Origin of the sequence: Sulfuricurvum sp. (assembly GCF_049277495.1) — a bacterium.
Classification (GTDB): domain Bacteria; phylum Campylobacterota; class Campylobacteria; order Campylobacterales; family Sulfurimonadaceae; genus Sulfuricurvum.
On the sequence record NZ_JBASYM010000039.1, the window covers coordinates 1 to 21,642 of the forward strand.

The window sequence follows — 21,642 nt, forward strand, 5'->3', positions numbered from 1 at the left end:
AGCGGATTAAAATTCTACTGGAACATTTCAACAAAGGAGATTGTGTGCCAACAATCAACCAACTTATTCGTAAAGAGCGACAAGCGGTAGTGAAAAAATCAAAATCACCCGCTTTGGTGTCATGCCCACAACGTCGTGGTGTATGTACTCGTGTATATACTACAACCCCTAAAAAACCGAACTCGGCGCTTCGTAAAGTTGCTAAAGTTCGTTTGACTTCAGGGTTTGAAGTTATTAGTTATATCGGTGGTGAGGGTCACAACTTGCAAGAGCACTCTATCGTTCTTGTTCGTGGTGGTCGTGTAAAAGACTTACCAGGGGTTAAATACCATATCGTACGTGGTGCTCTTGATACTGCGGGTGTTAAAGACCGTAAAGTATCTCGTTCTAAATACGGAACGAAAAAAGCTAAGGTTAAAAAATAATCATTTAACCTGACAAGACTCGGTTTATGATGACCGTTTTTTGAGTAAATGAAACAAACATTGAAGGAAACATTATGAGAAGAAGAAAAGCGCCCGTTCGCGAAATTATGCCTGACCCTGTTCACAACAGTAAAATTTTGACAAAGTTCATCAACAAAATTATGTGGGACGGTAAAAAAAGTACTGCAGAAAAAATTATGTATGGTGCTTTGGATATCATGGGTTCACGTGGTGAAAAAACCGGTATCGAAGTGTTCAACGCTGCGATCGAAAATATCAAACCGGTAATCGAAGTAAAAAGCCGCCGTGTGGGTGGAGCGACCTACCAAGTTCCAGTAGAAGTTCGTCCTGTACGCCAACTTTCACTTGCAATCCGCTGGTTAACCGATGCGGCACGCAAACGTAACGAGCGTACGATGGCAGAGCGTTTGGCAAATGAATTATCAGATGCAGCAAACGACAAAGGTACAGCATTCAAACGTAAAGAAGATACTTACAAAATGGCTGAAGCGAATAAAGCGTTCGCTCACTATCGCTGGTAAGATATTCGTAACCTTTTGATAGCCTTTTTAGGCTATCTTTCCCCACATTCAAAAACTCTTTAAGGGCTATTATCATGGCAAGATCCCATAAATTAGAAGACGTTAGAAACATCGGTATCGCGGCACACATTGACGCGGGTAAAACGACAACAACTGAGCGTATCCTATTCTACACCGGTGTATCACACAAAATCGGTGAAGTACATGAAGGTGCTGCAACCATGGACTGGATGGAGCAAGAGCAAGAGCGTGGTATCACGATTACTTCTGCTGCGACAACATGTGAATGGCAAGGCAAACAAATCAACATCATCGACACTCCGGGCCACGTTGACTTCACCATTGAAGTTGAGCGTTCTATGCGTGTACTTGATGGTGCTGTAGCCGTATTCTGTGCAGTTGGCGGTGTTCAACCTCAGTCAGAAACTGTATGGCGTCAAGCAAACCGTTATGGCGTACCACGTATGGTTTTCGTTAATAAAATGGACCGTACCGGTGCCGATTTTTATAACGTTGAAGAACAAATCCGTGCACGTCTAAAAGCTAATCCGATCGCTATACAGTTGCCAATTGGTGCTGAAGACGGTTTCAAAGGGATTGTTGACCTCGTTAAGATGAAAGCTATCCTTTGGGATGAAGATGCTGCTATGGGTTCAAGCTACCATGAAGAAGAAATTCCTGCTGATATGGTAGAACTTTCCAATAAATACCGTGCACAAATGATGGAAGCGGCGGCTGAGGGCGACGATACTTTGATGGAGAAATTCTTCGAAGAGGGCGAACTTAGTAACGAAGAAATCATGCGCGGGATTAAAGCGGGTTGTTTGAAGATGGAAATCATCCCTATGACTTGTGGTACAGCGTTTAAAAACAAAGGTGTCCAGACTCTTCTTGATGCTGTTGTTGATTATCTTCCGTCTCCACTTGAAGTTGCTGCGATTACAGGAACAAAAGAAGACGATGAAGAGGTTGAAGTAGCAGTTGAATCACGTGATGATGCTCCATTCGCCGGTCTTGCATTTAAAATCATGACGGATCCGTTCGTAGGTCAATTGACATTCGTACGTGTTTACCGTGGTGTTCTTGAATCTGGTACGTATGCTTACAATACCATCAAAGGTAAAAAAGAGCGTATCGGACGTATCGTTAAAATGCACGCAAACAAACGTGAAGAGATTAAATCCCTTTACGCTGGTGAAATTGGTGCAGTTGTCGGTCTTAAAGATACAACAACAGGGGATACCTTATGTTCAGAAGACGATCGCCTAATTTTGGAGCGTATGCACTTCCCTGAACCGGTTATCTCGGTTGCGGTTGAGCCTAAAACGAAACCTGACCAAGAAAAAATGGGTATTGCTCTTGCAAAACTCGCTGCGGAAGATCCGTCTTTCCGTGTTCACACTGACGAAGAGACAGGACAAACAATCATCAGCGGTATGGGTGAGCTTCACCTTGAGATCCTTGTTGACCGTATGTTCCGTGAGTTCAAAGTTGAAGCGGAAGTCGGTGCTCCTCAGGTTGCATACCGTGAGTCAATCCGTTCGGAAGTAACGCAAGAGTACAAATACGCGAAGCAATCAGGTGGACGTGGACAATTCGGTCACGTATATCTTCGTATTAAGCCGGGCGTACCTGGAACTGGTTATATCTTCCACAACGAAATCAAAGGTGGGGTTATTCCAAAAGAATACGTTCCTGCCGTTGAAAAAGGGTGTAAAGAAGCAATGCAAAAAGGTGTTCTCGCGGGTTATCCGATCGAAGATATCGAAGTTGCATTGTATGACGGATCATACCATGAGGTCGACTCGAATGAAATGGCGTTTAAACTCGCTGCTTCAATGGGATTCAAAGAGGGTGCTCGTAAAGCAAACCCTGCAATCCTTGAGCCGATGATGAAAGTCGAAGTTGAAGTTCCTGAGAACTTCATGGGTGACGTTATCGGTGACCTTAACCGTCGCCGTGGACAAGTTAACAACATGGGTGACCGTTCTGGTAACAAAATTGTTGATGCGTTCGTACCGTTGTCTGAAATGTTCGGTTACTCAACTGACCTTCGTTCAGCAACACAAGGACGTGCAAGTTATTCTATGGAATTCGATCACTATGAAGAAGTTCCTCGTAACGTTGCCGAAGAGATTATCAAAAAGCGTAACAGCTAAGTTAACTCTCCAGATGCCCTCGGGCATCTCCCTTTCTTTTTACTCTTGGACACTCCAGCTACTCTCAACAATCAGTTCATCGCCACTAAAAATTTTCCCGTGAAATATATCTCCGACTTGATAGGTATTGACCCCTTTTGGCGTTCCGCTCATAATGATGTCACCATCCTCTAACGTCATAAAACTTTGTATCTCTTTGATCATTTCCTGAGGCTTGTAGATCATAAGTTCATAGGTCGCTTCCTGAATAAGGTGCGTGTTAATATGAAGTGTCATTCGGAGCGATTCGAGTGGTCCCTCAAACGGCACAAATTGACCCAATACGGCAGACCCGTCAAATGCTTTGGCCCGTTCCCATGGGAGCCCTTTGGATTTGAGATGATTTTGAAGTTCCGCTTTGGTGAGATCCAGCCCGAATCCTACTCCGGCAATCTCCCCTTGTATGATCAGAAAACAGATCTCCCCTTCAAAGCGGGTGTCCGGGGTTATAAAACGGAGAGTGTCCGTGATGGCAGAGTTGGGCTTGTTGAATACGACCATGGATGAGGGAATCTCATTATTCAGTTCATGGATATGTTCGACATAATTGCGTCCGATACAGACGACTTTGGAAGGGCAAGGCAGAGAAGAATTATAGTTAACGGTATTCATGTTAATCCCAGATTAATATTTTACAATAAGGTTCACGGTATGATAACGTATAAAAAAGGAGTTCACATGCATCGTCAATTTTCATCTTCATTCCGGATTTGGCATTGGTTACAGGCTATTGCCATGTTTGGGCTATTCATCACCGTCGTATTGCGTGAGAGTGTCATGCACAAATCACAGATCGGTACAATTGTTCAAACAAAACTTGCCGAAATCGGTACCGTCATAACGGATGAGCAGGCGGTTTTGATCGGTAAAGCAGTCCGAAGTCCTATGTGGGATTGGCATATTTATCTGGGAATCACTGTTGCGATACTGTTGGTATGGAGGATCGTTATGGTTATGAAGAACGGATTCGGATTTGATGCAAATCCAAAAATGCAGAAGGTCTATACCCTTTATAAGGCGGTATATCTGCTTTTGGCGATCATGTCTCTCAGCGGTCTTACTCTCTACTGGAAGCTTGCAGGCTCAGCGAAGGATGCGGTAGAGACAGTTCATATGTATCTTGGTTGGAGCCTGTTTGCTTTTATGGCGGTTCATATCATCGGCGTTGTTCTTGCTGAAAAAAATGATCAAGACGGACTCGTCTCGCGGATGATCAACGGGCGGGAATAAAATTATGTCCAAATAGCGTGTTCATCTTCTTCGGGTCTTCCCTGGAGTTTGAATGAGGGCTGATAAGCAGCCTTGTAGGAAAGACTTTGGCACTCTTCGACATAATATCCCAGATAGATCCATTTGAGGCCTAATCGCTGTGCAAGAGCAATTTGCTCAAGCAGGGTATAGCGTCCGAGTGACTGGGATGCATACTCCGGATCATAATAGCAATAGAGCGAACTGATCCCTTCGTTCAGAATATCGACCAAGTCTACGGCGATCAGTTTATTCTGATCAAAATAGAGAATTTCATAGCCGAACTCGCCATGTCCCTGAACAAAGGATGCGTAATAGTTCTTAGGATCTGTTTTGGGTGCATCCCAGTTGCGTGTATCATGTTTGTAGCGATGATAGCTGTCAAAAAGGCTAAGATGATCATACGTGAGGGTAGGATGGCGAACAATGGTTGTAAGATGGCTGTTTTTTCGGAAGATTCGTCGTTCGGATTTGCTGAAATGATAGTTTACAACATCGATCTTAAGACTTTCACAAGCGCGGCATTCTGAGCAAATGGGACGAAAGTACATTGACCCGAACCGTCTCCATCCCCGTAAAATAAGCGCTTCGCACTCGGATGTCGTGCACTCTTGAATGATTTTATAGTGGATGCTTTGGGAATTTCCGCTGATATAGGCACAAGGTTCGTGCAGGGCGCACTCTTTAATTACATTCATAAGAGGGATTTTTCCATAAGTTCCGTAAAATAATGCTGTAATGGGAGAATGATATGAAAATACAAGAATGGATACATAAGCATCAGCGCCGTCTGTCACTTAGCGCAGGGGGCGTGTTGATCCTTATAGCTTTAGGAATGTTGTTTTGGGATAATAGAGGAACACCTGTCGTGAGTGAAGAGGAAGCATATACTCAAAAAGTGGAGGCAATGGAAGCGCGTATGAGCGGCGGTGCCGTCACGCCTCAACAACCCGCAGAGAGTCCTATCATGAAAGCGTATAAAGAGAAACAGGCAGAACATTTACGCTATACGCTGATTTTTGTTGTTTTGGCGGGAATCGGATTTTTGGTGTATGGATTGATTACGAAAAAGAAAGAAGAATAAAACTTATTCTTCTTCTTTTCGGCTGAGGGAGATAAGAACCCCTTCGACCAATTCGTCAATATCACCATCTAGAATATTGCTGATATTGGAGTACGGAATCCCTGAGCGGGTGTCTTTGACTTGCTGATACGGTGCGAGGACGTAAGAACGGATTTGATGTCCCCAGCTATTTTCACTTTTCTCGACACCGTCGATTGCCGCTTTTTGCTTATCCAATTCCATCTCATAGAGACGGGATTTAAGCATTTTAAAGGCGGTCGCTTTGTTTTTATGCTGTGAACGGTCATTTTGGCATTGAACGACAATACCGCTAGGGATATGGGTGATCCGGATGGCTGACTCGGTTTTATTGACGTGTTGTCCCCCGGCACCCGATGCACGATAGGTATCGATACGGATGTCGCGGTCTTCGATCTCGATTTCGATATCATCGTCCAGTTCAGGAGAGACCATAACCGAGGTAAAACTGGTATGCCGTTTGGCTGCAGAATCATAAGGGCTGATGCGGACAAGACGATGGATACCGTTTTCATTTTTGAGGTAGCCGTAGACATTGACCCCTTTGATAAGGATTGCGGCATCTTTAATTCCTGCCTCTTCCCCTGACTGGTAATCGAGCATTTCGACGGTGAAATCGTGCCGCTCTGCCCATCGGGTGTACATACGCAACAGCATGGAAGCCCAGTCTTGGGATTCGGTTCCCCCCGCACCCGGGTGAATGGTGACGATCGCATTATGACTGTCGTGTTCGCCGGAGAGGAGTACCTCGACCTCCATCAATTTGACCTGTTTTTCCAGTTCTCCCGCATCGGCGAAAAGCGATTCGATCGTCTCTTCATCCCCTTCATCTTTGGCCATTTCATATAAATCGACGGCATCGCCGAGGGTATGGAAGGTTTTGGAATATTTGGCGAGACGGCGTTCAAGCTGGGTTTTTTCCTTTTGGATGACTCCCGCGTTGGCGGCATCATTCCAAAATCCGTCAGAGTTTTCAAGTGCTTCGATTTCGCCCAGACGCTCTTTGATCTCTTTCGGTCGGACAACATCGGTAACGTTTTGCATTTTAGTCGTTAATGTTTTCAGTAATTCAGTATATTCGTAATGATCCATAAGTAGGAATACCTTCTGATATATTATAATGGCAATTATATTCTATAGAGGCTAAAACGATGATTATCGCACGCAGCGTTTCCGAACTTCGAGCAGTGCTCGATACAACAAAGGGATCGGTTGGTTTTGTTCCGACAATGGGAGCATTGCATATCGGTCATCGCACGCTGATTGAAGCGGCACGTAAAAATAATGAATATGTCGTTGTTTCGATTTTCATCAATCCTACCCAGTTCTTGCCGGGAGAGGATTTGAGTAAATATCCCCGCCGTGAAGAAGCCGATTTTAAAATCTGTGAACTGAGCGGAGTCGATATCCTTTTTTATCCCGATACGGATATGATGTATGGAAAAGATGAAGTATCGATTCTCGCCCCGGATGTTCGCGGTTATATTCTCGAAGGTGCATCGCGTCCGGGTCATTTTGACGGTGTATTGACGGTTGTAATGAAACTCTTCAACATTGTTCGTCCGACGCGAGCCTATTTTGGAAAAAAAGATGCTCAGCAGTTGGCCCTCATTACCCAGATGGCAGAGAATTTTTTTATGAATGTTGAGATCATTCCGATGGATACGGTACGAGAGAGTGACGGATTGGCTCTATCAAGCCGAAATGTCTATCTGAATACCGTTGAGCGGCAAGAGGCACTTAAGCTCTCTGCAGCCCTTAAAAAGGCTACCAAGATGGTGATGCAGGGGAATTTGGTGAGCGAGGAGATCAAGAGAGCGATGGAAGAGATCCTTACCCCGCTTGATGTGGAATATGTTGCTGTCGTAAACCGGCGGTTTGAATCGCTTGCACAGGTAGTGATCGGGGACACGATCGTATTGGTCGCGGCACGGGTCGGGACGACCCGATTAATAGATAATATGTGGATGTAAGATGAAAAAGTATCTATCGATTGGTATCGCGGCTATTTTATTAACAGGGTGCGCTCCTAAAATGGGAGAAGACATTTTGATCCAGCCGGAGGGAAATATCCGGTTGGAAAGTTCCTCAAATACAGTGATGTTAGGGGTATTGGCCCTTATTGGCGCACCGGTAGAGAGAGGAGCTATTTGTATCGGAACCGATGTTAAAGTCGTGAATAAATGGCACAGCGATATTACTTTGGTTTCTCTGAATTATACGTTGCGTGATGGAGAAGAGATCCTTGCTCAGGGTGAAGCAAAAACAGAACTGTTAAAGCCGCTGGTGATAGCGTCCGGAACTCAGAAAATCATCCCGTTGACTTTTCGTATCGAACCGGAACGATTAACGCCGGAACGCGTTCTGGGAATCGTGCAATCGAAACGGAAGCTGGTCGTTAGAGGGGATGCCGTCATTAAAGTATGGGGGATAGAAAAACACTACCCTTTTGAAAAAGAGACGACCAAGCTCGTCCAAAAATCGCTTAAAGGTGCTCTGAAGGGGTAACTTGCGTTGCCGCTGCCGCTACCGGATCGGGCAGCAGATATTTTTCTTCGACCATCAGGTCTACAATAGCTTTAAAAACCGGTACGGCAGTTATAGAGGCAAAATAGACGGTACGCGGATTGTTCACCATAATTCCGATGGTATAGTGATGTTTGCTATCATTGGCAAATCCGATAAATGAGGTGTGATAGCTGTTGCTGTATCCTCCGTTTTTGGCTATGTGTGCGGTCCCTGTTTTTCCGCCTACTTCGAGCCCCGGTGTTTTTGCGACCGTTCCTGTCCCTTCGTTGACGGTTTTAATGAGGATTTGTTTCATGCGCTCTGCCGTAGCGGGAGAGATGACCTGAATCGGACCTTGCACCTGCATCGGAATGGCACGGTCGTTGTCATCGATCAGAGAGTCGACGACCATTGGATTGATCAATTTTCCTCCGTTATTAAAAACATTAAATGCTTTGACCAGCTGCATAGCGTTGGCACGCATGCCGTAACCGTATGCGGTAATGGCTTTATAGAGGTAATTGTTGAGCTGTGTGGAGGAGGGGAGCGATCCGCGTTTTTCATACGGAAGATCGATACCGCTAAAATGGGTAAATCCAAATCGTTCAAGCCCTTCGGTAAATTCCACACCGTTGAGTTTCTGCGCCAATTGGGCAATACCGATGTTGGAGGAGTGGACAATGACGTCTTCCGCACTGATCAGATGAAAAGGGTGTTCATCAACAATCGTCTTACGTCCCATCGTATAGCGCCCGTTATGTCCATCGACCATATCGTAGGGGTTAATGAGGCCTCGATCGAGCATGAGTGAAAAAATAATCGGTTTGACGACCGATCCCGGTTCATAACTGTATTCGATGGCATTGGTATTGAGTGAAGGATAGTCCGACGTTCGAATATGGCTGGGATCAAAACGGTTTGAACTGGCTAAAGTGATGATTTTACCGGTTCTGGAATCCATAACGGTGGCAATGATTTCATCGGCTTGGAGCTGGTCTTTGATCCGATCGGTGATCGCTTCGACACGTGCTTGAAGCATGATAGGGATATTGAGCTTGACGGTGAGGCCGTTGATTTGACGTTTAAAATCGCTTTGTTTGTTGAGGATCAAATAGCCGTTGACATCACGACGCGCTTTTTGTGTTTTGTTTTGCTGGGGATTCAGCTCTTCATCAAAAAATTTCTCTAATCCTTTGATCCCGTACACGCGGGTGTACCCCTCTTCTTCAATTTTACGCGGATATCCCAATAACGGGGTGAGAAGTTTGCCATAAGGGTATATACGTGCTTCACCGCTCTCAATAATATTGAGCCCTTGCAAAATACGGTCACCGCTAGCAGTTTCATATTCGATAAATACCCCAAGGCGGCGCAGCTCAAAGCCGAGAGTTTTGAGGTACATGGCCTCTTTGGGACTGATATGGTAACTGAGGGTCACGGAGCCTTTGCGGGTATGGAGACGCTGGCGAATTTCGACCGGATCAATTCCGCTGTAAATGCTGAAAAGCTGAATAAAGAGTTCTTCTTTATTCGGATCGATATTGCGGGTATTGACGACTGCTTTATACAGTTTTTGGGTAGTGGCAATATGAAATCCGTCGGCACTGACAATAGATCCGCGCTGTGCTTTTGCCGTATCTTCGGAGAAAATAGAGGGGATATCCCGATCGTGCAGTGCGGTGTAGAACATTACCATCAAAAAGATGATAAAACCGAACATTAATACGATAAAAAGGGCAAGTATCTTTTTTGATTTATTGGAATGACGCATGATTTAAGGCTAAATCACATTTGCGTTCGGGTGATTTCTTTATAGGCATTCAACGCCTTATTCCGTACTTCAAGCATCAGTTTCATACTGATTTCAGCTTTATCGATGGCAATGGCGGCTTGATGAAGATCTTTTACCGAACCGGTTGCGATATCACTCATTGCTTTTTCGCTCTCTACTTGCATTTGATTGACATTGCCAAGGGCATTTTTGAGCTCTTGCGCAAAATCAGTACTGCTTCCCTCTGTCGGGTTGGCACTTTTATTGGCCAGTAAGTCGGCGGTGGAAAGAGATTTAATCGATTGAATATTGGCCATTACGGTCTATCCTTCATTATGCTTGTAAAATACTGATGGCACTGGAGGCCATGTTTTTTGCGCTTTCAAACGCGGCTACGTTCGCTTGATAAGATCGTGTTGCTTCTACTAAATCGGCCATTTCGATCACAGGATTAATATTTGGATAGGCAACGTATCCATTCGCATCCGCATCAGGGTGCGAAGGATCAAATTTCATTTTAGGCGCCGCATCATCGCGCGTAATTTTATCCACAACAACACTCATGATTGCCGGATTCGGTTTTAGCCCTGCCAATCCCTCTTTCAACGGATCGCTATAGCCTAGTGCAGTGGTTTCATTTTCGAGTGCTTTATTGTACATCTTGTTGAAATCAATGGCCTTAAAGACAACTTCTTGACGGCGGTAAGGTCCGCCTTCATCGGTGCGGGTAGTCTGGGCATTAGCAATATTGGAACTGATGGTGTTAACACGAACCCGCTGAGCTGAAAGTCCGTAACCACTGATATCAAAACTGTCTAAAAAAGCCATCATTTACTCCTTACGATGTTTTGCTGGAAGCGTCAATGACGCTTTTGAAGATTGCGGAATCTTTTTTCATTGCTGCCGTAAGCGCATTGAACATCGTTGAATTTTTCGCCATTTCTGACGTTTCAACATCCAAATCGACACTGTTTCCATCGTTACGGGCCATATGTCCGTCGCGGAAAAAGGTGGTCGGTTTTGCAGATGAGGTACCCTCCGATGCGCTGAGATGCGCTCCATTAGTCTGGCTCATCTGCAATGTCTGTGATTTGTCGGCGAACAGAGAGGCACTTTTTTGTTCCAGTACCTCTTCGAACCGAATATCTCTGGGACGATAGTGCGGGGTATCGGCATTGGCAATGTTTCCGGCAATCATATCTTGACGTGCAGCACGATAATCCATCGCGCTTTTCATCAATTCATGTGCCCGCGAAATATTGATTCCCACTTTTTACCCCTTCTTGCAATATTTATTACCTAAAGCAAAAAACATTCCAATCTCTTTTTATCGAACTCTTTCTCAAAGAACGATATACTTCTAGAAATTATACATTATAAGCGCAAAAATGCCTGATAAAAAATTATTTCTATTAACAACTGCACTGATTACGATAGGAATTATATGTTCGTATACCCTTTCAGCCTATACGGTTATTTTATTTGAATACAACGATTTTCATTTCGTTTTACGTGAACTGATCGTTGGGGTCATTTCCATTTTATTGATGTGGGTACTCGCGCAGCTCGATCCGGATGTTTGGCTCCACCGTCTGGGATTAACCCTCTTTTTTGGCGGGATATTTTTGATGATGGTCATGCCTTTTCTTCCTGCTTCACTGGTCAGCGAAGTGGGCGGAGCCAAACGCTGGATTAAATTGTTTGGATTTTCACTGGCACCGGTAGAATATTTCAAGATCGGTTTCGTCTATTTTTTAGCGTGGAGTTTTTCCCGCAAGCTTGGTCATCATGACAATATGGGGGTAATGGAAGAGTTTAAACGCTTTTCCCCGTACGCGGCTATTTTTATATTGGTGATGTTTTTGATCGCCTTTTTGCAAAATGATTTGGGGCAGGTTATCGTCTTGGCGCTGACGCTCGCTTTTATGCTTTTTTTCGCGGGAAGCAGTTTTCGTTTTTTCATGACACTGATAGGGGGATCGGTCTCTTTTTTCCTCTTTTTCATCATCACGTCTGAGCACCGTATTAATCGTATTTTGTCCTGGTGGGCATCGGCGCAAAGTACGATTCTGGCCTTTTTCCCTGAATCGATCGCGAAACATCTCCGGATTGACAATGCGGAGGAAGCTTATCAGATAGGACACTCGCTCAACGCTATCCATAATGGGGGGATTTTTGGTACCGGACTGGGTGGCGGTACGTTCAAACTCGGTTTTCTGAGTGAGGTTCATACCGACTTTGTCCTCGCAGGGATTGCGGAGGAATTCGGATTTATCGGTGTATTTGTGGTTACCCTTATTTTTATCATGCTGCTCCATCGTCTTTTTAAAATAGCGAATCGCTCGCACAACGATACCGCCTATTTATTCAGTCTCGGTGTCGGGTTATTGATTACGTTTGCATTTATGGTCAATGCGTACGGGATTAGCGGACTAACCCCGATCAAAGGGATCTCGGTACCTTTTTTAAGTTATGGGGGATCGGCGATGATGGCATCGGCAATCGGGATCGGAATGGTTCTGATGCTCTCGAAAAAAATTGTATACAAATCAGGTGATAAAAAATGAATATTCTGTTTACCGGCGGCGGAACCGGAGGGCATCTCGTTATTGCATTGTCATTGGCGGAGGCCGCACGAGAGAGAGGTCATCGAGTGATGTTTATCGGCTCCACGTCGGGACAAGATCGGCAGTGGTTCGGTGAGAGTACTCTGTTTGAACAGACCCATTTTTTGGACACGACCGGTGTGGTCAATAAAAAAGGGTTCGGAAAGCTGGGAGCATTATGGAAAATTCTCAAGGCTGTCATCACTTCCCGGGGAATCATCCATGAGTTTCAAGCGGATGCCGTTGTAAGTGTCGGAGGATTTTCGGCAGCTCCGGCATCATTGGCGTCATTGCTGAGTAAAGTTCCCCTCTATATCCATGAGCAAAATGCGGTTACGGGAAAATTGAACCGTCTCCTCAGACCGTATGCCCAAGGATTTTACAGCTCGTATGAAGAGGGAGAAAATCATTGCGACTATCCGGTCAACGGACGTTATTTTCAAAATGCAAGGCAGCGGAACGAGGTTAAAACGATCATTTTTTTAGGGGGATCGCAAGGGGCAAAGTTTGTTAATGATCTTGCTCTCGAAATCGCTCCGTGGCTGAATGAAAAAGGGATACATATTCTCCATCAGTGCGGGATCAAAGAAGAAGAACGGGTCAAAGCGGCGTATGCGGAGCTCTTTATTGATGCGGAGGTTTACGGTTTTACAACCCAAATCGCTTCTCTGATCGAGCGGAGCGATTTTGCTGTCAGCCGATCCGGTGCGAGTACGCTGTGGGAGTTGTGTGCGGCAGGGGTTCCGGCATTTTATATCCCGTTTCCGCATGCGGCGGCAGATCATCAGTACCATAATGCACGCTATATCATCGAGCATAATGCAGGTTGGTGCGAACGTCAGGGTGAGGGAATTGCGGATAAGCTCAAAGCGGCCATTATGAGTGATATTGCTTCCAAAAGCAAGGTTTTATCCACGTTGATTCTCCCTCATGGAGCGGCACATATCATCGAAAAAATTGAAGAGAAGTCTAAATATTTGTAATTTTATGGATAATCCAGAGCCCGAATGCGAGAATAATCGTACTCAGTATAGCAACAGTGATTGTACCGGTTTCAAGTTCCATTATTTATCCTGCGATATCGACCATCGACCACATCGGTAAAAAGATTCCGAGTGCCAATACCAGTACAAATCCGGCTATAGCAGCAATCAAAATCGGTTCGATTAAGGTAGCAACATTATCGACAATATAGTCATAGCGGCTATTATACACTTTATTCACTTTCCCGAGCATCGTTCCCAAAGATCCGCTGCTCTCGCCGGCTTTAATCATTTGCAGAATCATCCCCTCAAACTGACCGCTCTCGATGAATCCTTGAGTCAGTGAGCGTCCGTCTTCAATCGCCACGGGAATCTTTTGCAGCTCTTGTTTAATATAGCTGTTTTCAACAACCCCCATAGCAATCTCCAGTGCATCGATCATAGGAATTCCTGCGTCCGTCAGGACATTAAACAGATAGATAAAACGGCCGATCATCGCGTAATAGGTTACTTTTCCGACGATATAAATTTTAAGCAAATATTGATCGGTTTTAAGTCTTAACGCAGGGTTGCGGGCATAAGCATAGCTGAACGCTACGGACAGGATAATCGCACCCGTTAGGATATAGGGACCATGGGTGCTGATTGCATGTTCCGTCCATAAAAGGAGTTTGGTGGGGAAGGGGAGCTCCATCCCGGACTCTTCGAAAAAGGACTGAAATTGCGGAACGACAAAGGTAATAACAACGGTAAACGCAATACTCATCGCAATCAGAATAAAGAGGGGATAGCGTGTTGCTTTTTTAAGTTTCTGGCGATTGTCGAAGATTTGCTGCAAAATAGCGGAAAGCTTTCCGATGGCACTGCTGAGTGTCCCTGTCTGCTCTCCGAGTTCAAACATTGAAAGAGATAGGGTCCCCAGCTGCTGCTGAAAATTGACGACCGAGCGGCTGAGGCTCAGCCCGCTTTCGATGTCCCGTAAAACTTCGGTAAATATAGCCCGTATCATAGGATCATGCGTATCGGTGATACTCTCGGCCAGACAGAGATTGATCGGCATTCCCGCATCGAGCATTGTTGAGAGTTGATCTAAAAAAGTGATGTAGGCATCATCTTTGACCCGACGATTCTGGATCGGATTGGTAAAACGTTTTTTAAAGCGGTCAATCTTCATGGACCAGGGTTCAGAAATTTCTTTTACCTCGGTAGGAACTCCGAGGGACTGATGTCGAAAATATTTGAGTGCTTCGGCTTTGTGGGCAGCTTCCACTGTGGTAGTGAACTTTCGCTTCCCCTGTTTATAACGCACTCGGAAGAATTTCACCTACACTTCCTTGGTGACACGAAGTACTTCTTCAAGGGTTGTGATACCTCGGAGAACTTTGCTTAACCCATCCACGATCATCGGTTCGAAACCTTCATTTTCTTGGGCGTAACGGGCAATCTCATATTTTGAGGATTCATCGGCAACCATTTTAGCGATGGTCTCATTCACCATGAGGATTTCTGAAATCAAGAGCCGTCCGGAGTAGCCGGTGTTGTTACATTTCGGGCACCCTTTACCGGCATAAAATTTCGAATCTTCACTCAGCCACCGTTCTATACGGCGAAGAAGATTTTTATGAGGTTTGATCTCTGCTTTGCACTCGGTACATATTTTACGTACCAATCGTTGGGCGACGATCCCGACCAGCGAGTCGGCGATCAAATACGACTGCAATCCCATTTGCACCATCCGCCCGATGGCACTCGGAGCATCATTGGTATGCAGTGTCGAGAAAACCAAGTGTCCGGTGAGAGATGCCTGGGCTGCAGAGTTGAGGGTTTCAAAATCTCGGATCTCCCCGACGAGGATAATATCGGGATCTTGGCGCAAGAACGATTTTAAGGCTTCGAGAAAGCCGAATCCAACCCGTTCGTTGACCTGTACCTGCTGAACGAGCGGCAGCTGGTATTCGATCGGATCTTCAATGGTCAGTACTTTATTCTCAATACTTTTTACTTCATTCAAAGCAGCATAAAGGGTAGTCGTTTTACCGCTTCCGGTAGGTCCGGTAATAAGGACAATTCCAAAGGGTGCATGGATGATCTCATTGAATTTTTCTAAATTCCGACCTTCAAATCCGAGTTCGTGAAGTTTAAGAAGGATTTTCTGCTGATCCAAAATCCTCATAACGATCGACTCGCCAAAGAGTGTTGGAGTGGTAGAAAGACGAAAATCGTATTTCCCCCCCGCTACATCCAGACTGAACCGTCCGTCTTGCGCTTTACGCCGTTCAGAGATGTCAAGATTACCCAAAAGTTTGATCCGCGAAGAGAGGGCCGTGTATATATCCAGATCAAAAACAAAGGTTTCCTGCAAGATCCCGTCAACCCGTGTCCGCACCGACATTGAACGCAGTTCAGGTTCGATATGGAGGTCGCTCGCGCGTCGTAAAATGGCATCTTTGATAATAAGGCTGATAAGCTGCATAACGGCACTTGCATCTCCCTCAGCCCCTTTTGAGCCTTCGTTATTAATCTCTTTTTTGACTTCAGCGGCAATACTCTGGGTTTTTTTGATAATTTCTAGACGCTGGAAAATATGGCCGATGTCTTCAACCAGTGATAGAAAGACTTTGATGGGCTTGGTGGCGATATTACGTTCTAATGCTTCGAGAGCATCAAAATTGAGAGGATCAGAGGTCGCGATGTAGACATAATCTTCATCTTCTTTGAAGGGAATAGCTTTAGCGGCAGTGAGTAAAGAGATCGAAAATTTGGACAAGGAGTTAAAATCGATTTTCTCGCCGTAGAGGTCAACAAAATCGATCTTGAGCTGCTGTGAGAGGAGTAGCGCCATCTCTTTATGCGAAACCATCCCTTCCTCAACTAAAACTTCTCCGAGTTTTTTGGTATATCCGGATTCTTTTTGTTGTTGAAGGGCGTGATCGAGCTGCTCGGAGGTGATGAGCCCCTCTGCGATGAGCAAATCTCCCAATCGTACTTGTTGTCGGATCATCTTTTTCTCCCTAGTTTGCGCGAGTTAGTTTCCACGTCCGAATGAGTTCGGATGCGGCTTTAGAATCTTTGTAATTGAGATAAAGTTCTAAAATGCCGATAGCTTCGTTTTTACGCCCTTGAGCGTAATATGATTTGGCATATAAAAGCCATGCTTCTTCATCTTCACGATTGAGCTGATTGGCTTTTTTTGCCCAGTTTGCCGCTTCTACAAAGTTCTCTTTTGCATAAAAATCACGGGCTGCCGCAAGGGCGGTTTCATATTTCGGATTACTTTTATAGGCATCAACGGGATTCGTGTAGCTTTGGGTATTGACTTCAAACAGGCGGCTGCTTTTTGGACCCGGTGCCGCTGTATCTGCAATCGGCAGGATCACTTCAGGTTTAATTTCTGCAGGGCGTGCTGTGGGGGCAGGTGCCGTGGCCACTGAAGTTTTGATCGGAGCGGAAACAACCGTTGGCGCGGTAGCTTGTACGGCAGCCGGAGTAATTATTGGTGTGCTGTTTAACAGAGCCGTTTGATTGGTTTCGTGAACGGCCAAAGGTTCGGAAAGGGTCGTGTTGGCTTCTACCATTGAGGATGCTTGGGTCTTTTTGACGGCCGGAACACTCGGATTTCGTGTATCGAGCCACATCGTATAACCGGATATTCCGGCAATGATAAATAAGAGAGTCCCCACGATCATCAAGGAGAGGCGAATCATACGTCGGCGGCGCATTGCTTCGCAGCGTGCTACGAGGTGCTCGAAATTATCAATCATTGAGTAACTCCGCATTGATCGCTGCCATCGTGAGGGTGCACGAAGAGGGACGGAGATATTTGGTTTTGTTGTACGTGTTGGTAAAGTGCAACAGGTTGAAAAGGTGGTAAAAAAGTTTTTTAAAATTTCGAAAATTTCCTTGACTCAGGTGATGGGCTTTGGCGATGAGTTTAGGGTTAAGCTCATCGATAATTTCAGAAAATCCCATATGGATCAGTTCCCGGTGAATATAGTTTTTGGCTTCAACGGCAGTGAGAGGAAAGAGTTCGACAACGCGATGGGGACGACTTTTGAAATGGGGAGCGCGCAAGATTGCTTCTCCCTCGCTTCGGTGCATTGCAAGAAGAAACCAAAATGCTTTGGAATCACTCAATATCCGGATAAATTCCCGCATTTCGGTACTGAGCAACTGCGCTTCATCGATGAGAATGAGATGGTCTGATGAGGCATAAAGTTCGGTTACCTGAAGCCGGAGCAGCTCCATATCATCCCCTTCTGGTTTTAAGCCTTTATGACGAATCAATTGATACAGAAGATTTAGCGGGGTTAAAAACGGGGTTTCGAGGAGAACGATATGGCGTTTATCTGCCCATTGGTTGTAGAGAAGATTGAGAAGAAATGTTTTCCCGCTCCCCGGTTCGCCGATCAGAAAGATGAGTTGACGAAAAGTTCCATCTAGGAGGGTCTGGATTTTCCCTATTGCCCCGAGTGCGCTTTGCATTTCAAAATAATCTTTATAATCACGCCGCTCTTCGAATCGGTCTGCCGCTTCAAGCCACTTGGACATAATCAGTTAAACCGTTTTAAGATGGCATCATCGATAGATGGGAAGACATCTTGTTTGATCAGCGTCGGGGTGATGAGGATAAAGAGTTCACTTTTGCGGGTGGATGCTCTTGTTCCATGGAATAATCGGCCTAAAAATGGAATATCACCTAAAACAGGAACTTTATTATCGTAGTTATAGGTTTTTTTCTCGATAAGCCCTCCGATAAGGACATTTTGGGAATCTCTCACTTTAACGATGGAAGTCATTTGTTTGACACGGGTATCGGGAGGCATAGTACGATTGGTACTGCTTACTTCGCTCGATCCCATAATGCTTGAAGCATTAATATCTTCCCCTAGCAATTCGCTGGTAACGGGATTGATCCGCATAACGATGTACCCGTCATCGGTTACTTCCGGGATAATATTCAGGGTAAGTCCGACAAATACGGATCCTAAGGTATTGGTCGTTGTTGCCGCAATCTGTGTATCGGATGAGGCGATAGAGCCGTTTTGGTAAAGATAGCTGAGCTGTTTGCCGACGTTAATCACGGCAGGCTGGTTACTGAGAGTGAGGACTTTTGGATTGGAGAGTATTTCGACATCTCCATAGCGGTTGAGAAAATCGATTAGTCCCAACGGATCAAAGTTGACGCCGAATGAGTAAACCGGATGGGCGACTCCCATATTATTATAGCTGTTGGCATAGTTCCCGGCAAGAGAAAGACTGAAATTACTCCAATTGACCCCGGTAGTATTGTAGTCATTATAGGTAAGTTCGATTAAATGCGCTTCAATCATCACTTGGGCATGCATCCGTGATTCGAGTTTTGCGAGGTAGCGTTTCACGGAGTCGATTTGCCGTTTGGTGCCGGTGATGCTGATAATGGCCGCATCCCGGTTGACAAAAGTTTTATTGATTGCTTCGTTATACTCTTCATCGACCTGCAAGATTTGCTGGATTTGTCCGCGCATTTGGTCCCAAAAGGTAAAGGTCGAAATGGCCCGCACGTTGGTGTAATCGGTATTGGAACCGCTGCCGGAGCTGTTATTAGAGCTTGACGATCCGCTATTAGATGATGAGCCGCCGCTGTTTGAACCGCTATTGGTTGCTACTCCTGTATTCGCACCGGGTCCTACGGTAATCGATTTTGTCGATTCCGTAATAAGCTGAGACATATTGATGTAATCGATATTGAGATTGACGGTCTTGGTGTAGGAAACGCGGAGGATTCCTTTGGTCTTGTCATAATCGTAATAAAGGTTATGGTCATCAAAAATAAAGGCAAAAAGTTCGGAAACACTATAGTCTTGGATGTTGACCATGTCGAGCGGCTGAGAGAGACGTTCGCGTGCTTTATTGTCTTCGAAAACGACACTGACATTACATGTTTGGGCAACATCACGTACTAAATCCATAAGGGTAAGCGCCGATCCCCGGTTTTGGTAGGCGCTTAGACTAAAGCGTTTGTTTTCGCAGTCCTGTGCCTGTAAAAAGGTTAGCGTTAAAAAGAGAAATAAAAAGATTTTTTTCATGGGACATCCTTTGTACCGAGTACGTGACGGGTTGAACCGACACTGATCATTGTGAGGCGATTGCCCTCTTTTAGACCGACAAAATTATTTTGAATATAGGTCACTTCTTGATTATTGACTTTATCACCGATACCGTACCAATGTCCGTTGATAAATGCTTTATTGTTCATGACAGCACTGACGACAGTCGGAGCCGGTATCGGTGCCGTCATCGCAGGAGGAGGAAGAAGCCCTGCCGCAGATGCCTTAGGTTTGGAAGTCTTTTGAAACGGGTCATACATCTGTCCGCACATCAAATGCGTCGTACCCAACAGCAACATGATCCATATCGGAATTATTTTCACAGAGCAACCCCCATATAGAGGATAACTGCTTCAAAGCGGGGTTTCTCCTCGTCGGAGCGGATTTTAACGCTTTGAACTTCAACCAAAGTTTTTTGTGCTTCGATAAAGGTTAAAAAATCAGCGATAGATCGAAAATTTCCTGTCCCGGTGATGGTCAGTTTTTTAAATTGGGTCACTTTTCCGAAAAAGACTTTATCGGTATCCACAGATTCCATAAGCTCTATATTAAGACCCAATCGGACAGAACGCTCCAGAAGAAAATCCAACATTTTCGCATAATGGCGATTGTCAAACAAGAGCCCTTGGGACGAAGACATTTCCTGAATAAGGGCTTGTTTTTCATTTTCCAAAGAAGCCGTATGCGATTTTTCTTTTATAAGAGCCGTTGTACTTTGGGAGATTTTTGCACGGTAGGCTTCAGGCGAATTGTCGCTGATTTGGGTGACCAGTGCACTGTTTTGCTCTTGGAGCGTATTTAATTCCTCCAGAGTATCGGAGAGATAGAATACCCATCCCATGACTAATATACCCAGTGCGCTGCCGATACTGATCATCCATCGTTGGTTTGGTTCATACGATAGCAGCTGTTCGTCGAGGTTTTCGAGCTGCACGTCTAAATCGTTCATCGCGTCACCTTTACGAGACTGTTATAGGTCGTATTGTTATTGTCGAGTTTGATTTCATGGGTTTGGACGTCTTGATAGCCGCGTGCGTAGAGCCCGCTCATCATTTTAGCAATGTCATCACGTTTGCGATAGTCTGCTACGACGAGAAGATTCATCTCTTTGGAACCGTTTTGTTCCATAAGCATTGCTCCTAGACGATAGCGTCCCAATTCCGCAGTGGTATCCAGGAGAAATTGCTGGCGTGAAGCATGCATATCATGGATAAGCATCGCCGTCTCTTCCGCGCCATGATAAAGGGCAATGTCATCTTGGAGAGCTTTGGAAGTGTTTTGTTGCTGTTTGAGGAGGGTATTGTTTTGTTTCAGTGTTGCAGAGAGGGCCGTCGTCTCTTTTTTAAGGGTTTCAAGCTGCAAGGTCAGTTCTTCTTGGCGTGATGTTTCACTGCTCACCATCCAACTGATACTAACCGATGAAATCAAAACGACCAAGAGAGCACCTCCAACAAATCCTAAAAACTTGCCGCTCTCTCTGAGATACCAGGGTGCTTTGCGTAAGTAAGGCGAAAGGTTGAGGCTTCCTTCTCGGGGTTCGATGAGTGCATCAGCACAAAGGGCATCATGGATCTCTGAGGGAGCCGATCCTTCACGTTTGAGTGCAGTGATGGTGACATCACTGATTCCGTAGGCGCTAAAGACCCCTTTTAATCCGGGAATACTTTCACCTTCGGTATCGAGGTAACAGTTATCGATTCCGCTAAGACCGAAAAGACCCCGTTTATGGTTGATCGTGTGGACGATCCGCTCGATATTTTTACCGATTTTGTCTTGAACGAGAATATATTTGTTCAGTTCTTCCGAGGTGTAGTTTTCTTCAATAACCCCTTTGGTATAGAGAAAATGTTTGAGTTTCGGTAAATCAAGTCCCGTGTCGACGGCGATGGAAGCGAGCGTTTCGATGCTGCGGTGGGCAATATAATGTCCATTTTGATAAATAGCAGCGTAAGCCTCTTCTTCACCCCAGTAAATGAACAGGTCATTTTTGGCGGTTAATACGGGATAGAGTGAACCATAAACCATAAATCCGGGAGTGATATAATCGATCGCTCCGCATTTAGAGAGGGACGGACCAAAATATTCCCCGGCTTTAGTATGGGAAAGGGCGAATATCTCAACCAAAATCGAATCTTCGGTGGCAATGGGATGCCGGATGAAATCGATCGTATAC

General features: G+C 45.2%; 24 protein-coding genes. 9 read left to right on the top strand and 15 right to left on the bottom strand.

Annotated features, from left to right (window positions below; genetic code table 11):
• Positions 1 to 44: 44 nt before the first annotated feature.
• From rpsL to fusA, 3 genes are all read left to right on the top strand, one after another.
• On the top strand, positions 45 to 425 hold the full coding sequence (gene rpsL / locus WAO38_RS07655) for a 30S ribosomal protein S12 (RefSeq protein ID WP_294894172.1): 381 nt from the start codon (positions 45 to 47) through the stop codon (positions 423 to 425).
• A gap of 74 nt (positions 426 to 499) precedes the next feature.
• Entirely contained in the window at positions 500 to 967 is a 468-nt protein-coding gene (gene rpsG, locus WAO38_RS07660; protein WP_422235899.1) for a 30S ribosomal protein S7, read from the top strand.
• A 74-nt stretch (positions 968 to 1,041) separates the two neighbouring features.
• On the top strand, positions 1,042 to 3,126 hold the full coding sequence (gene fusA / locus WAO38_RS07665) for an elongation factor G (RefSeq protein ID WP_422235901.1): 2,085 nt from the start codon (positions 1,042 to 1,044) through the stop codon (positions 3,124 to 3,126).
• A gap of 39 nt (positions 3,127 to 3,165) precedes the next feature.
• Here the strand turns inward: fusA and WAO38_RS07670 are convergent, their stop codons facing one another.
• Positions 3,166 to 3,777 (bottom strand): fumarylacetoacetate hydrolase family protein, encoded by a 612-nt coding sequence (locus WAO38_RS07670; protein WP_422235903.1) that lies wholly within the window; start codon positions 3,775 to 3,777, stop codon positions 3,166 to 3,168.
• Positions 3,778 to 3,843: 66 nt separating this feature from the next.
• Between WAO38_RS07670 and WAO38_RS07675 the strand changes: the two genes are divergently transcribed.
• Complete coding sequence (locus WAO38_RS07675; protein WP_422235905.1) at positions 3,844 to 4,395, top strand: cytochrome b/b6 domain-containing protein; 552 nt, start codon at positions 3,844 to 3,846, stop codon at positions 4,393 to 4,395.
• A 2-nt stretch (positions 4,396 to 4,397) separates the two neighbouring features.
• On the opposite strand, the gene WAO38_RS07680 is transcribed toward WAO38_RS07675, so the two are convergent.
• Positions 4,398 to 5,111 carry an arginyltransferase gene (locus tag WAO38_RS07680; RefSeq protein ID WP_422235907.1) on the bottom strand — a complete coding sequence of 238 codons (714 nt, stop codon included), beginning with the start codon at positions 5,109 to 5,111 and terminating at the stop codon, positions 4,398 to 4,400.
• 53 nt (positions 5,112 to 5,164) lie between these two features.
• Here WAO38_RS07680 and WAO38_RS07685 point away from each other — a divergent pair, with 53 nt between their 5' ends.
• Complete coding sequence (locus WAO38_RS07685; protein ID WP_422235909.1) at positions 5,165 to 5,497, top strand: hypothetical protein; 333 nt, start codon at positions 5,165 to 5,167, stop codon at positions 5,495 to 5,497.
• A 3-nt stretch (positions 5,498 to 5,500) separates the two neighbouring features.
• Here the strand turns inward: WAO38_RS07685 and prfB are convergent, their stop codons facing one another.
• Entirely contained in the window at positions 5,501 to 6,607 is a 1,107-nt protein-coding gene (prfB, locus tag WAO38_RS07690) for a peptide chain release factor 2 (protein WP_422235911.1), read from the bottom strand.
• A gap of 59 nt (positions 6,608 to 6,666) precedes the next feature.
• On the opposite strand from prfB, the gene panC reads away from it, so the two are divergent.
• Complete coding sequence (panC, locus tag WAO38_RS07695) at positions 6,667 to 7,488, top strand: pantoate--beta-alanine ligase (protein ID WP_422235913.1); 822 nt, start codon at positions 6,667 to 6,669, stop codon at positions 7,486 to 7,488.
• A 1-nt stretch (position 7,489) separates the two neighbouring features.
• Positions 7,490 to 8,023, top strand: coding sequence for a hypothetical protein (locus tag WAO38_RS07700; RefSeq protein ID WP_422235914.1), 534 nt, complete (start codon positions 7,490 to 7,492; stop codon positions 8,021 to 8,023).
• Here WAO38_RS07700 and WAO38_RS07705 read toward each other — a convergent pair.
• Genes WAO38_RS07705 through flgB form a run of 4 tightly spaced genes read right to left on the bottom strand, consistent with a single transcriptional unit; the run spans position 8,001 to position 11,058 of the window.
• Entirely contained in the window at positions 8,001 to 9,794 is a 1,794-nt protein-coding gene (locus tag WAO38_RS07705; RefSeq protein WP_422235916.1) for a peptidoglycan D,D-transpeptidase FtsI family protein, read from the bottom strand. The two genes, WAO38_RS07700 and WAO38_RS07705, sit on opposite strands and share 23 nt — an antisense overlap.
• A 14-nt stretch (positions 9,795 to 9,808) precedes the next feature.
• Positions 9,809 to 10,111, bottom strand: a complete 303-nt coding sequence (fliE, locus tag WAO38_RS07710; protein WP_422235918.1) for a flagellar hook-basal body complex protein FliE — start codon at positions 10,109 to 10,111, stop codon at positions 9,809 to 9,811.
• A 16-nt stretch (positions 10,112 to 10,127) separates the two neighbouring features.
• Entirely contained in the window at positions 10,128 to 10,622 is a 495-nt protein-coding gene (gene flgC / locus WAO38_RS07715) for a flagellar basal body rod protein FlgC (RefSeq protein WP_422235939.1), read from the bottom strand.
• 10 nt (positions 10,623 to 10,632) lie between these two features.
• Positions 10,633 to 11,058, bottom strand: a complete 426-nt coding sequence (flgB, locus tag WAO38_RS07720) for a flagellar basal body rod protein FlgB (protein WP_422235941.1) — start codon at positions 11,056 to 11,058, stop codon at positions 10,633 to 10,635.
• A 124-nt stretch (positions 11,059 to 11,182) separates the two neighbouring features.
• Here flgB and WAO38_RS07725 point away from each other — a divergent pair, with 124 nt between their 5' ends.
• The gene (locus WAO38_RS07725) at positions 11,183 to 12,361 is read left to right on the top strand and encodes an FtsW/RodA/SpoVE family cell cycle protein (protein ID WP_422235920.1); all 1,179 of its coding nucleotides are present in this window, start codon (positions 11,183 to 11,185) and stop codon (positions 12,359 to 12,361) included.
• On the top strand, positions 12,358 to 13,383 hold the full coding sequence (murG, locus tag WAO38_RS07730) for an undecaprenyldiphospho-muramoylpentapeptide beta-N-acetylglucosaminyltransferase (protein ID WP_422235921.1): 1,026 nt from the start codon (positions 12,358 to 12,360) through the stop codon (positions 13,381 to 13,383). The genes WAO38_RS07725 and murG overlap by 4 nt, the downstream gene beginning before the upstream one ends.
• An 85-nt stretch (positions 13,384 to 13,468) precedes the next feature.
• On the opposite strand, the gene WAO38_RS07735 is transcribed toward murG, so the two are convergent.
• From WAO38_RS07735 to WAO38_RS07770, 8 genes are all read right to left on the bottom strand, one after another.
• Positions 13,469 to 14,707 (bottom strand): type II secretion system F family protein, encoded by a 1,239-nt coding sequence (locus WAO38_RS07735; protein WP_422235923.1) that lies wholly within the window; start codon positions 14,705 to 14,707, stop codon positions 13,469 to 13,471.
• Entirely contained in the window at positions 14,708 to 16,384 is a 1,677-nt protein-coding gene (locus WAO38_RS07740; RefSeq protein WP_422235925.1) for a GspE/PulE family protein, read from the bottom strand.
• Between the two features lie 10 nt (positions 16,385 to 16,394).
• Positions 16,395 to 17,144 (bottom strand): tetratricopeptide repeat protein, encoded by a 750-nt coding sequence (locus WAO38_RS07745; protein ID WP_422235927.1) that lies wholly within the window; start codon positions 17,142 to 17,144, stop codon positions 16,395 to 16,397.
• Positions 17,137 to 17,931, bottom strand: a complete 795-nt coding sequence (locus WAO38_RS07750; RefSeq protein ID WP_422235929.1) for an AAA family ATPase — start codon at positions 17,929 to 17,931, stop codon at positions 17,137 to 17,139. The genes WAO38_RS07745 and WAO38_RS07750 overlap by 8 nt, the downstream gene beginning before the upstream one ends.
• A gap of 2 nt (positions 17,932 to 17,933) precedes the next feature.
• Positions 17,934 to 19,448 (bottom strand): secretin N-terminal domain-containing protein, encoded by a 1,515-nt coding sequence (locus tag WAO38_RS07755; RefSeq protein ID WP_422235931.1) that lies wholly within the window; start codon positions 19,446 to 19,448, stop codon positions 17,934 to 17,936.
• Positions 19,445 to 19,792 (bottom strand): hypothetical protein, encoded by a 348-nt coding sequence (locus WAO38_RS07760; RefSeq protein ID WP_422235933.1) that lies wholly within the window; start codon positions 19,790 to 19,792, stop codon positions 19,445 to 19,447. Before WAO38_RS07760 ends, WAO38_RS07755 begins: the two co-directional genes overlap by 4 nt.
• Complete coding sequence (locus WAO38_RS07765; protein WP_422235935.1) at positions 19,789 to 20,418, bottom strand: hypothetical protein; 630 nt, start codon at positions 20,416 to 20,418, stop codon at positions 19,789 to 19,791. The genes WAO38_RS07760 and WAO38_RS07765 overlap by 4 nt, the downstream gene beginning before the upstream one ends.
• A partial coding sequence (locus WAO38_RS07770; RefSeq protein WP_422235936.1) for a hypothetical protein occupies positions 20,415 to 21,642 on the bottom strand: 1,228 nt, incomplete at its 5' end. The genes WAO38_RS07765 and WAO38_RS07770, both read right to left, overlap by 4 nt.